This is a genomic window from Lachnoclostridium sp. An138, assembly GCF_002160765.1.
Lineage (GTDB): Bacteria > Bacillota > Clostridia > Lachnospirales > Lachnospiraceae > Laedolimicola > Laedolimicola faecalis.
On sequence record NZ_NFLF01000025.1, the window covers coordinates 1 to 12,120 of the forward strand.

The 12,120-nt window shown below is 54.8% G+C and carries 10 protein-coding genes and 1 tRNA gene; 1 reads left to right on the forward strand and 10 read right to left on the reverse strand.

What is annotated here, in order from left to right; all coding sequences use genetic code 11:
• Nucleotides 1–126 precede the first annotated feature (126 nt).
• A complete protein-coding gene (locus tag B5E82_RS15495) occupies nt 127–2,247 on the forward strand; it encodes a hypothetical protein (RefSeq protein ID WP_087308447.1) in 2,121 nt (706 codons plus the stop codon).
• Here B5E82_RS15495 and B5E82_RS15500 read toward each other — a convergent pair.
• From B5E82_RS15500 to B5E82_RS15545, 10 genes are all read right to left on the reverse strand, one after another.
• Complete coding sequence (locus B5E82_RS15500) at nt 2,225–3,016, reverse strand: SDR family oxidoreductase (protein WP_162610801.1); 792 nt, start codon at nt 3,014–3,016, stop codon at nt 2,225–2,227. The two genes, B5E82_RS15495 and B5E82_RS15500, sit on opposite strands and share 23 nt — an antisense overlap.
• A 134-nt stretch (nt 3,017–3,150) precedes the next feature.
• A tRNA-Pro gene (locus tag B5E82_RS15505) sits at nt 3,151–3,224 on the reverse strand.
• A 194-nt stretch (nt 3,225–3,418) separates the two neighbouring features.
• Nucleotides 3,419–4,066 (reverse strand): corrinoid protein, encoded by a 648-nt coding sequence (locus tag B5E82_RS15510; RefSeq protein ID WP_087308449.1) that lies wholly within the window; start codon nt 4,064–4,066, stop codon nt 3,419–3,421.
• Between the two features lie 32 nt (nt 4,067–4,098).
• Nucleotides 4,099–4,620, reverse strand: a complete 522-nt coding sequence (locus tag B5E82_RS15515) for a VanZ family protein (protein WP_087308481.1) — start codon at nt 4,618–4,620, stop codon at nt 4,099–4,101.
• A 162-nt stretch (nt 4,621–4,782) separates the two neighbouring features.
• Nucleotides 4,783–5,628: a tryptophan synthase subunit alpha gene (gene trpA, locus B5E82_RS15520; protein ID WP_087308450.1), complete on the reverse strand. Its 846-nt coding sequence runs from the start codon at nt 5,626–5,628 to the stop codon at nt 4,783–4,785.
• Nucleotides 5,621–6,805, reverse strand: coding sequence for a tryptophan synthase subunit beta (trpB, locus tag B5E82_RS15525; RefSeq protein WP_087308451.1), 1,185 nt, complete (start codon nt 6,803–6,805; stop codon nt 5,621–5,623). Before trpB ends, trpA begins: the two co-directional genes overlap by 8 nt.
• A 185-nt stretch (nt 6,806–6,990) precedes the next feature.
• Nucleotides 6,991–7,611, reverse strand: a complete 621-nt coding sequence (locus tag B5E82_RS15530) for a phosphoribosylanthranilate isomerase (RefSeq protein WP_087308452.1) — start codon at nt 7,609–7,611, stop codon at nt 6,991–6,993.
• Nucleotides 7,608–8,474 (reverse strand): indole-3-glycerol phosphate synthase TrpC, encoded by an 867-nt coding sequence (gene trpC, locus B5E82_RS15535; protein ID WP_087308453.1) that lies wholly within the window; start codon nt 8,472–8,474, stop codon nt 7,608–7,610. The genes B5E82_RS15530 and trpC overlap by 4 nt, the downstream gene beginning before the upstream one ends.
• A 5-nt stretch (nt 8,475–8,479) precedes the next feature.
• Nucleotides 8,480–9,493 carry an anthranilate phosphoribosyltransferase gene (gene trpD / locus B5E82_RS15540; RefSeq protein ID WP_087308454.1) on the reverse strand — a complete coding sequence of 338 codons (1,014 nt, stop codon included), beginning with the start codon at nt 9,491–9,493 and terminating at the stop codon, nt 8,480–8,482.
• 537 nt (nt 9,494–10,030) lie between these two features.
• Nucleotides 10,031–12,100, reverse strand: coding sequence for a glycoside hydrolase family 13 protein (locus B5E82_RS15545; RefSeq protein WP_242966339.1), 2,070 nt, complete (start codon nt 12,098–12,100; stop codon nt 10,031–10,033).
• Between the last annotated feature and the right edge of the window lie 20 nt (nt 12,101–12,120).

Below are 12,120 nucleotides of genomic sequence, written 5' to 3' on the forward strand. Positions count from 1 at the left end.
AACTGTATAGATGGGAATCAGGATGAGGGGAGTACCTCTTAGAAGTCCTTACCATCTATACCAAAAAAGAATAAGTCTGTAAGCTGTTTTTCTTGCTTACAAACTTATTATACGAGGAGATTTATCATGAAAAAAATTATACAGCATTTCCGCAGGATGCCCCAGGCGGCTCAGGCTCTGTTCCTGCTGTTATCCGCGGTTTTACTGGCTCTTATCATAGAAATCGGCGTTTTTCAGTTTTCCTTTTTCACTCAGAACTCAGAAAATTACCCCGAGACAGAACTGGATCTGTCTTCACTGGACGGCTGGAACGGAGAGGCGCTCCCGCTTCTTCCGGAAAATGCCACCGTCTCCTTTGACGGGCTTTCGGTTCCGGCCCGCAGCGTGACCGTCCGCACCTCAGGTCCCTCCGGCGTCCTTTCCGGCAACATTGGCATCTGCGACGAAGCCAGCGCCTATAAAACCGTGGGCGCAGGCAGCTTTCAGGTAAATCCAGGCGGCGCCGGGAACACCTTCACCGTACGGCTTTCCAGCCACGGGAATCTGTCCAGGCTGCGAATCACATTTACGGACGAGCTGACGGAACCGGTCTTTCTTCTGTCCGTGACTCTGAACGCCAGACAGCCTCTGACAGTCAACAGCCTGCGGCTTTTCCTGATGGCCGGAATCCTTGCACTTGTATTTCTGACCCTGCATTTCCGTCTTTACCAGGAAGAATACCAGCCCCGGAAAAAAAGCTGCCGCCTGATGAACGCCGCGGTTCTGCTTTTGTGCCTGCTGCTCTGCGGAGCCGTATTTTACGCCCAGGACGCGGACCATGCGCTTCTGCGCCCCTATCCCACGCTGGAGGAAATCCGTTCTCCGGAAATGGTGGTGGATGCTTATATGCAGCAGCTGGACGCTTTCGAAAAGGGACAGATCGAGCTGGATCTGGACGTAAATCCCCAGCTTGAAGAGCTTGACAATCCTTATGATACGGGAGAACGGAACGAAAAAAACGTCTCTTACCACTGGGATCGGGCTTTTTATAACGGAAAATACTATTCCTACTTTGGACTGGCCCCGCTTTTCATGGTTTATTATCCGGTCTACTGGCTGACCGGCATGCTGCCGACAACCGCTTTTGCCGGTTTTCTGCTGGCCGCCTTCGCGGTGGTCATGATTTTCGCGGCCATTCAGGGGCTGATGCGCCTTTTTGCCCCCCGGGCCAATCTTCTTCTTTTCCTGACCGGGGAACTGGCTGTGGTCTGCGGAAGCTTCCTGTATCTGATGCAGGCTTCCTCCTCCAGCTTTTACTATCTGCCGCTCCTGGCCGCGGCCGGATGGCTGGCCGCCTTCGCCGTTCTGGCCAGCTATGGCGTCTGCGCCTGCCGCCCGCTGGCTGCCGAAGGCCGTCTCTGTCCCTGGAAACGAGTCCTGCTGTTCGCCCTCTGCGGCGTCTCTCTGGTGATGCTGGTGCTTTCCCGTCCAAACATGGCTCTTCTGGCCGCTGCTTTCGCGGCTCCTCTGTTTGTGCTTCTTCTTCTGAACCGGAAGCTGAGCTGGCGCCAGAGACTTCTGGAAAGCGCCTGCCCCTTCCTGATTCCGGTGCTTCTGGGCGCGGCAGCCATAATGTATTACAACTACATCCGTTTTGATTCTGTATTCGAATTCGGCACCACCTATCAGCTCACGGAAAGCGATATCCGCTGGAACGGCATCGTCCTCAGCATTCACCATTTCGGCTCCATGCTGTACCATTATTTCCTGGAATCCTTTGTGTACACAGAATTCTTTCCGTTCCTGCGCTTTACTACAGAAAAATGCGTGGATTTCGGAAATTATCTCTATCAGGAATACAGCGCCGGCCTGCTTCAGATGCCGCTGAATCTGGGCCTCTTCCTTGCCGTTCCGGTTTTCCTGGCAGGGCGCCGCGAAAAAAAGGACTCCCAAAAGAAGCTGGTCTCTGCCTGCCTGCTTGCGGGAATCCTTATACTCGGTTACGTAAACTTTCTGCTTGGCGGAATTCACATCCGCTATGTATGCGATCTGAGCCTGGCCTTAAGCCTCCTGTCTTTCCTTCTGATACTGGATCAGGTTCATTTCGACGGAACACGCTCCGCCCGCATCCTGTATGTGGCCGCGCTCTGCGCCCTCCTTCTCACTGCCGGACGGGGCCTGCTCCTCATCTTTTCCAACGAAACCAACGACGTTCTTCTGAACAATCCCGATTTCTATCTGAAGATCAGCCGTATATTCCACGGATGACGGAAAGCATCAGATCCGTGGGAAGAATCCGATAAAGCAGACCAAGAAGCTGGTTGGACGCGCCCACAATCCGGTGCGCCGGCAGCTTCTTTTTTTCTGCCAGCCGGTATACCTCTTCTGCTGCCCGCTCCGGGGTCATGCCGTTTCGCTCAGAACGCTCCATTTTTTCCACCGAAGCGCGAATCGCGCCTCCGTAGATGCCGTCTCCTGTCTCCGTCTTCTTTCTGCTGTCTGTGAAATCCGTCCGCACATCGTTCAGCATCACGGTACAGGTCTGCACGCCGAAGGGGCGCAGTTCAATTCCCAGCGCGTCGGAAAACACATTCATTCCCGCCTTGCTGGCGGAATACAGACTCTGAAAGGGCAGAGGAAAAATGGCCGCCAGAGAGGAGATGAAAATAATCTTTCCGAATCCCTGCTTCCGCATGACAGAAGCCGCTTTCCGGGCACAGCGCACGGCTCCCATCAGGTTCACGTCTATCTGAAGCTCCGCGTCCTCCTCTGAGGTGAATTCCACCGCTCCGGATATGCCCATGCCTGCGTTGCAGACCAGAAGATCCAGGCGTCCCGCCTGCATGCAGGCGGATTCCAGGGCCTGGTTCACGCTTTCCGGCACCGACACGTCGCAGGGAATCCACGGAATCTCCTCCACCGGCCCCTCCGAGCGGGACAGCCCGAACACCTGCCAGCCTGCCGCCAGCAGCCTTCTGGCAATGGCCAGGCCGATTCCTCTGGATGCCCCTGTGACAACCGCTGTTTTTCTTGACATTCCATACCTCCTGCTTCTTCCCCGCAGCGGGCCAGAGAGTCTGCTCTGTCCGCGGAGAATTTTCATTTCGAGGGAATACTATTCCCGATTACGTGAAAAAGGACCCCTATCTCTAAGGGTCCTTTTCTCTTGAGTCGGCGTGACAGGATTTGAACCTGCGACCTCTACGTCCCGAACGTAGCGCTCTACCAAGCTGAGCCACACGCCGATTGTCTGCTGTACTCGCCGTCAGCAGTAGATATCATATCACATCATTTCCGGTTTGTCCAGCAAAAAATAACAAATTATATAAATTTTTTTACTTAACTCGATTGCAAAACTAAATTCCACCCCTTTGGCTTTAGATGTGGAATTTCATTCATCCAAATCTGACGGTGGAATTTACCTCTTCCCGCAGAGTCCTTACAGGCCCTGTCCTTTTACCAGTTCCACGGCCCTGCGGGCGCATTCTGCCGCGTCCTCCGTATAGGCATCCGCGCCTATTTCATCCGCCAGCGCCTGCGTCACCGGCGCGCCTCCCACCATGATTTTGATGTTCCTGCGGAAAGAAGCCCGGTTCAGGTATGCCACGGTATCCCGCAGGGCCTGCAGCGTAGTGGTAAGCAGGGCAGAGCAGCAGACCAGACTGATATCCGGATTTTTCTCTATGGCCCTGGCGAATTTTTCTCTGGACACATCCACGCCCAGATCGATCACTTCAAAACCCGCGGACTCCAGCATCATGGCCACCAGATTTTTACCGATATCATGAAGATCGCCAGCCACTGTTCCGATGACCGCTTTGCCCGCAGTGCCCACAGCGCCGGTCACAAGATAGGGTCTCAGGACCTCCACGCCCTTTTTCATGGCTCTGGCAGACATGAGCATCTCCGGCACAAAGATCACTCCCTCTTTGAACTGGGCCCCTACTTTATCCATGGCTCTTATCATTCCGGCATTCAGAATCTCTGACGGGGCGCAGCCTGCGGCAAGGGCGTCCTGCACAGCCAGCTCCACCGCCTTGGTCTTTCCCCGGACTACCATTTCATATACTTCATCAATTCCCGCCATTGTCATCTCCTCTTTCCTGTCTTTCACAGCCGTCAGGCTCTCTTCTTTTTCCTGGCAAGCGGCCGGAATACTGTCACCCGTCCGATAAAACAGATCATCTGCACCAGTATTACCCCGGCCGCAATCCCGATGCTGTCTATCATCACGTCTCTTCTGGACGGGGTTCTCCCTGCCACAAAGGATTGGTGGTATTCATCCAGACAGGCAAAGCCCACACAGATGGTTCCCGCCAGCAGCAGAAGCCAGATTCCCCGGACCCGGTACACGTAAAGCGGAAACGAAACAGAAACCGCCAGCAGAAAATACTCTGTCATATGGGCCAGTTTTCTGACCGGATAGTGGATTCTTTCAATGTAATACTGCTCCTGGTCCGAAGACCAGTTCAGCTCAAATGCCTCATTCGCCGTCTCTACGATGATTTCACTGACCTTATAGCTTAAATTCCCGGATGTGACACCATCCTGGGCGGAAAAATTGAATATCAGATACATCATAAGAATTGCCGGAATAAAGGAAAGAGGCTTTAACAGAATTCTCAAAATTGTCTTTATCATATCATTCTCTCTCTTCATTCTCATCCGCCGGGAGCTTCCGCGCCCGGCGGGCCGTAATCTCATAAACACACAGATACATACAGCGGCGGGGAAAGAGGAATCCTCTTTCCCCGCCGCTATCATAGCACTAAACCCCGATTCTGTCCAGAGAACCGTCGAGAATTAAGGAAAGCATAAGATTTCGACGGCCTCTTTCATCCTTTTCACATAGGCCTTCACTTCCGGCACGCAGCCCCGCCCATACCGTTCGCAGAGCTTTACGATTGCCGATCCCACAATGGCCCCGTCAGAGCAGGCCGCCATCGCCCTTGCCTGCTCCGGCGTGGAGACTCCAAAGCCTACCGCGCAGGGAATATTCTTTTCCTGCTTCACCAGCTTCACCATGGCTCCCACGTCCGTGGTAATCTCCGTTCTCATTCCCGTGACACCCAGAGAGGAGACACAGTAGACAAAGCCTTCTGCTTCTCTCGCAATCTCCGTAATCCTTCCCTCCGAAGTCGGCGCAATCAGGGAAATCAGATCCAGGCCGTACTGCCGGCAGACCGAAGCAAATTCCTCTTTCTCCTCGAAGGGCACATCCGGCAGAATCAGGCCATCGATCCCGGCCCCCGCTGCCTTCTTTATAAACTGTTCCGTCCCGGAAACTGTTTTTTCCACACCGGCTCCCGCGCGGCCGGCGCGGCAGCCGCCTGCGTGATAGGAAAATACTACGTTGGCATAGGTCATGAAGACCAGCGGAATCTCCGTCCTTTTCCGAATTCTCTCCACCATCTCAAAAATTCTGTCCGTTGTGGTTCCGCCTGCCAGAGCGCGCATATTGGCTGCCTGAATCACAGGTCCCTCCGCTGTAGGATCGGAAAAAGGTATCCCAAGCTCCACCAGATCCGCTCCCGCTTCTTCGCAGGCGTATACAAGCTGTTCCGTCGTCTCCAGGGACGGGTCCCCGCAGGTGAGAAACGGAATGAAAGCCTTTCCGTGGACAAATGCCTCTGCAATTCTCTTATTCATGAATATCCTCCCCTCTGTAACGGGCGATGGCCGCGCAGTCCTTGTCGCCGCGCCCGGAAACGGTAATCACAAGAATCTGGTCTTTTCTCATGGACGGCGCCAGCTTTCTGGCATAAGCCACCGCATGAGCGCTCTCAATGGCCGGAATGATCCCTTCTGTCCGCGAAAGATATTCAAAGGCTTCCACGGCTTCCTCATCCGTAATGGCCACGTACTCCGCACGCCCCGTATCATACAGATATGCGTGCTCCGGGCCCACGCCCGGATAGTCCAGCCCTGCGGAAATGGAATACACCGGGGCGATCTGGCCGTACTCATCCTGGCAGAAGTAGGATTTCATCCCATGGAAGATTCCCAGCCGTCCCGTAGCAATGGTCGCCGCCGTCTCCGCCGTGTCGACGCCCCGTCCTGCCGCCTCGCAGCCGATCAGCCGGACCTGTTCATCCCCGATAAAATGATAAAAGCTTCCGATGGCGTTGGAGCCGCCGCCCACGCAGGCCAGCACCGCGTCCGGCAGCCGTCCCTCCTTTTCCAGCAGCTGCTCTTTGATCTCCTTCGAGATAACTGCCTGGAAATCCCGCACAATCGTCGGGAATGGATGGGGCCCCATGCAGGAACCAAGCACATAATGGGTGTCCGCAATCCGGCTGGTCCACTTACGCATGGTTTCCGATACAGCGTCCTTCAGGGTCGCCGTACCGCTTTCCACCGCATGGACCTTCGCTCCCAGAAGGCGCATCCGGTACACGTTCAGCGCCTGCCGCTCCGTATCTTCCTTTCCCATGAAGACCTCACACTCCATGTCCATCAGCGCCGCCGCCGTAGCTGTGGCTACCCCGTGCTGCCCGGCTCCTGTCTCTGCGATGACACGTGTTTTTCCCATTTTCTTTGCCAGAAGTACCTGTCCCAGCACATTATTGATCTTGTGGGCGCCCGTATGGTTCAGATCTTCCCGTTTCAGGTAGATTTTTGCCCCGCCCAGGTCCTCTGTCATGCGTCTGGCATCATAAAGCCTGGACGGCCGCCCCGCGTATTCGTTCAGAAGCTCTGTAAGCTCCCGGTTGAATTCCGGATCGTTTTTATAATGATTGTAGGCTTCCTCCAGCTCCAGCACCGCATTCATCAGCGTCTCCGGAATGTACTGGCCGCCGTGGATTCCAAATCTTCCATTCGACATGTTTCCTGCTCCTCTCTTTCTTCTTCTCCCTGCTTTTTCTGCCTGTTATAGCTCTCCGTTCCCTGAGGTCCTGCTGCCTGTTATCATTCTCCGCTCCTGAGGTCCTACTGCCCGTTCAGCCTTCCCGTCAGTTCTGCTGCCCGTTCAGCCTTCCCGTCAGTTCTGCTGCCCGTTCAGCCTTCCCGTCAGTTCTGCTGTCGGTTCAGCCTTCTGACCAGGTCCACAGCCCGCAGAATTTTCTCCGGATCTTTCTGCCCGTCCGTCTCCAGGCTGCTGCTCAGATCCACCGCCCAGGGCCTCACCTGCCGGATGGCCCGTTCCAGATTCTCCTCTCCCAGACCTCCCGCCAGAAAAAAGGGCCTGTTTATCTCCGGAAGCAGAGACCAGTCAAACGTCTGTCCCGTACCTCCTCTGCCCTGATCCAGCAGCAGATAATCTGCCCTGCTCTCAAGCGCCCGTTCCGCGTCTTGTCCTGTCTGTATGGAAAACGCCTGAATCAGCGGCTTTTCTGTCAGCCGCCGCAGCTCTGCCATATAGATTTCGTCTTCCTGTCCATGCAGCTGGGCCAGATCGAGGGTTCCTTCCTCCAGAAGCTCTGCCACAAGCTCCGGCGGAGCATTCACAAAGACTCCTACAGACAGAATCCCCTCTTCCAGCCTGCCCGCCAGCTCCCGCAGCTCTCTTTTGTCTACCGAACGCCGGCTTCCCGGAACCTCCACCACAAAGCCCGCGAAATCCGGCCTGGCCGCGTTCACAGCTTCGATATCCTGCGGCCTTCTCAGGCCGCAGATTTTTATTTTCGTCATTCTGTTCTCCTTCCGGCGGCCCCAGGCAGGCATCCCGTCCTTCTTCCGAAACCCTCAAGAGGTCCCCCGTTCAGTCTCTCGAGCGCGGCCTGCTTATCCGGGCTCCGCATGAGCGTTTCTCCGATCAGCACCGCGTCCACGCCGTTTTCCCTCAGAATCCTGATGTCCTCCGGTTCCCGGATTCCGCTCTCCGACACGAAAAGCACCTCTTTGGGCGCCAGCTTCCGCAGCCGGACGCTGTTCTGCATGTCCACCTCAAAGGTCCTCAGATCCCGGTTGTTGACGCCGACGATGCTGGCTCCGGCCTTCAGAGCCTGCTCTACCTCGCCCTCATCATGGGCTTCCACCAGGGCGTCCATTCCAAGCTCCTCCGCCAGTTCACGGCAGGCTTTCAGCTCCCCGGCGTCCAGAAGCGCGCAGATCAGGAGCACCGCCGAGGCCCCCAGAGCCCTGGCCTGATAAACCATATATTCCTCTGTCACAAAATCCTTCCTGAGAACCGGGATCTCCACCGTTTCCGCTATCTCCTTCAGATACTGCCCGCTTCCCTGAAAATAGCAGGGTTCCGTCAGGCAGGAAATGGCGGAAGCTCCCGCCTGCTCATATTCCCGCGCAATTTCAAGATAAGGAAAATCCGGGGCAATCAGTCCTTTGGACGGCGAGGCCTTTTTCACCTCGCAGATGTAGGACATGCCGGGAGCAGCCAGAGCCTTTCGAAAAGGAAATGCCTCTGGCTCCGGCTGCCTTCTCTGCTGATGTTCCAGCTCCCGTATCCGGGCTTTCAGCTCTGCCAGAGGAAGCCCCCGCTTTTCCTCTGCAATCCGTTCCCTGGTCTTTTCCGCAATTTCATTTAAAATATTCATGCTGTTTACTCCTGACTGCTCTCCCGAATGAATTCCTCCAGCTTGGCAAGGGCCGCCCCGCTGTCGATCAATCTTTCCGCCATGCGGACTCCCTGTTCCATGGTTTCTGTTTTTCCCGCAATATAAAGGGCCGCCCCCGCGTTCAGGCAGACTGCGCAGCGCTTCGCTCCCCTGTCACTGCCGTCCAGAACCGCGCGCGTAATAGCCGCGTTTTCCTCCGGCAGTCCCCCCTTAAGCTCTTCCTTCCCACAGCGGGTATAGCCGAACTGCTCCGGCGTCAATTCGTAGGACTGGAACCACCCGTCGCGGATTTCGCACACGGAGGTGGGCGCGCACATGGAGATCTCATCCAGGCTGTCCTGTCCGTAGACCACCATGCCCCTCTTTACGCCAAGCTTCATCATGACCTGGGCCAGGGGCTCCACCAGCGTATCATCAAAGACGCCCATCAGCTCCATATTGGCTCCGGCCGGATTGCTCAGGGGACCCAGGATATTAAATACCGTGCGGATGCCCAGTTCTTTTCGGATCGGCGCCACATACTTCATCGCGATATGGTAGTTCTGCGCGAACAGAAAACAGATATTGATTTTTTTCAGCAGCTCTGCGCTCTTTTCCGGGGAAATGGTAATCTTCACACCCAGAGCTTCCAGCACGTCCGCGGCCCCGCTTTTGGAGGAAGCGGCCCGGTTTCCGTGCTTCGCAACCGGCACGCCGCCTGCCGCAATCACCATAGAGGCCGTCGTGGAGATGTTGAAGGAATTGGAGCCGTCCCCGCCTGTTCCCACAATCTCCAGCACGTCCATATCGTGGAGCAGCTTTACGCAGTGGGCTCTCATTCCCGCGGCTGAGGCCGTAATCTCATCAATGGTCTCTCCTTTCAGGGAGAGGGCCGTCAGATAAGACGCCATCTGCACCGGGGTCGCTCCGCCGCTCATAATCTCGTTCATAACCGCTTCTGCTTCCTGATAGGTCAGGTCTTCCTTTTTTGCCAGTTTTAAAATCGCTTCTTTAATCATGCTTCACTGCCTCCATAAAATTTTTTATGATTATTTCTCCGTCCGGCGGCCGGCCCGCTCACGGCTTACGTGAAAAAGAAAACGCCCGTCCTGACAGATAGATCTCTATCTGCCAAGGACGAGCGTATCAATTCATCCACCCGCGGTGCCACCTTGATTCACGGCATGACCCGTGCGCTTAGCGGAATACCTTCATATTCCCGGCAACTGACGTATGCCCCACGTCGCAGAATACTCGGCTTTCCGGTGCCGCGCCTCACGCATCTGCGTGCCGCGCCTTTCCTCTTAAGTCCTTTGACTGCGCCCTCAGCGGTCCATTTGACAATCTGCATCTCGATCCGGCTTCCACCTGTCCCGGACTCTCTGTGCGCGCATAACTGCCGTTATCTCCGCTTCATCGGTTTAACTGTTTACCATGTTAAATTTTCTATAAATTATCACAGATTTTTTGCTTTGTCAAGAAAAATTTGAACACTCCTGCTTTCCAGAAATTTGGATGGTCCGGCTCTCCCTGCGCCGGAAGCGGAAAGCAGACCGTTACTGATAATCCTTCCAGACAGCCTCTTCGCTCTTATAATTAAGCACGGCCGCGGAGTAGGGAGGCATAAAGATCTCTATCTCTCCGTTCCAGACCAGATAGTAGGCCTTTTCCAGCGTAAATCCATCCTCCACCGACATGATCTGCCGGTTCATCAGCACGCCGTCCGGCGTCTCCAGGCGCCAGACCGGAAGTACCAGCCTGCGGCCTTCCTCTGTATTATTCAAAACCGTAACCACATAATTCCCGTCCAGGAATCTTCCGAAAGAAATACAGCCTCCGTCCGCCAGCAGCCATACGCTGCAGCCCCTGCGGCAGGCCGGGTTTTCCTTGCGGATGCGGATCAGCTCCTTGTGGAAACGGATCAGTTCCTGATCCTCATGACCCCAGGGATAGGTCCTGCGGCTGTCCGGATCGGTAAAACCGCAGACGCCGGCCTCGTCTCCGTAGTAAATCGTAGGAGCGCCATGCCAGGTCAGCATAAAGGTAACTGCTTCCCGGAAGACAGACCTGGATACGCCTTCCTCCGCCGCATGGCTCCCCAGCTCACCCACACGTCCTACCTTATGATTGGTTCTGGTCAGGAAACGGGAGTGATCGTGGTTGGAAAGCTGATTCATCGCCACCTGATAGGACTGTCCATAGAAGGCCGGCGTCTTATCCTTCAACAGGTTCAGGAAAAAGTCCGCATTGTTCATAAGCTCCGGATGGTAGGCGTCGCTGTGCTTCTCCATTCCGGTGAGATACCAGGTCACCGGCTCCATAAAGGTGTCGTAATTCATGACGGAATCCCACTCGTCGCCCTGAAGCCAGGCGGAAGCGTCCCCGTAATGCTCCGCGAAAATCACCGCGTCCGGATTGGCCTCTTTCACGTTTTTCCGGAAATCCTTCCAGAACTTGTGGTTAAATTCCTCGGACCAGCCCAGATCCGCAGCCACATCCAGCCTCCAGCCGTCCACGTTGTAGGGCGGAGAGACCCATTTCCGGGCGATGCCCATAATATAGTCATACAGCTCCTGAGAAGTCTCATAACTGAGCTTGGGCAGCGTGTCGTGCCCCCACCAGCCGTCATAATATTTATTATACGGCCAGTCGTGCTTGTTGTTGAATTTAAAAAACTTCCGGTAAGGGCTGTCTGCGGAAATATAAGCGCCCTTTTCGTAGTCGCTGTCGCCTTCGTAAAGTCTTTCTCTGTCCAGCCATTTGTTAAAGGAGCCGCAGTGGTTGAACACGCCATCCAGGAGGACGCGCATCCCCCTCTTGTGAACTTCCTCCACAAAATGAATGAAAAATTCGTTGCTGGCTTCCAGGTTCTCCTTACAGACTACGCGCTTCATGTATTTGGTCGCTTTGGTATTGTCCAGCTCTCCCGGAGGAAGAACCTCTCCGCCGTCATTTTTAATCACTGTAAAATGGGGATCGATGTAATCATAATCCTGGGTATCGTACTTGTGGTTCGAGGGAGATACGAAAATCGGGTTCATGTAAATGACCTCAATTCCCAGATCCTGCAGGTAGTCCAGTTTATCCAGAATTCCCTGCAGGTCGCCGCCGTAAAAGCAGCGGACATCCATCGCCTTGGGATATTCGTCCCAGTTCTCCACACGCTCTACCTGCTCGCCAATGTAGCTGTACTCTCCGGTCAGCACATCATTGGAGGGATCGCCGTTGCAGAAACGGTCCACGTAAATCTGATACATGACCGCGCCCTTGGCCCACTCCGGCGTGGAAAAACCCGGAACGATACCGAAGGCATAACAGCTCTGCAGATCGTCCGTCACGTTCTGCTTATTATAGAAAAGCCTTTCATCCCCGGAACGGACCTCAAAAAAGTAAGGAACCAGCTCTGTTCCCACGTCTATCTGTGTCTCATAGTAATCAAAATATCCTTTGGAAGTGACCTTTTCCATGGCCCAGCGAGATTCTCCGCTGATGACATACACCTTATCCACGTTGTCCTTCCCTGTACGGAATCTCAAGGTCACTCTGTCGCCAGGCTTCGCTTCCAGCGGAATCCGGTAAACGCTGGATTCGTCCGCGTAAAGCGCCTGCTGATTAATTTTTCCCATATATTCACTCTTTCTACTAT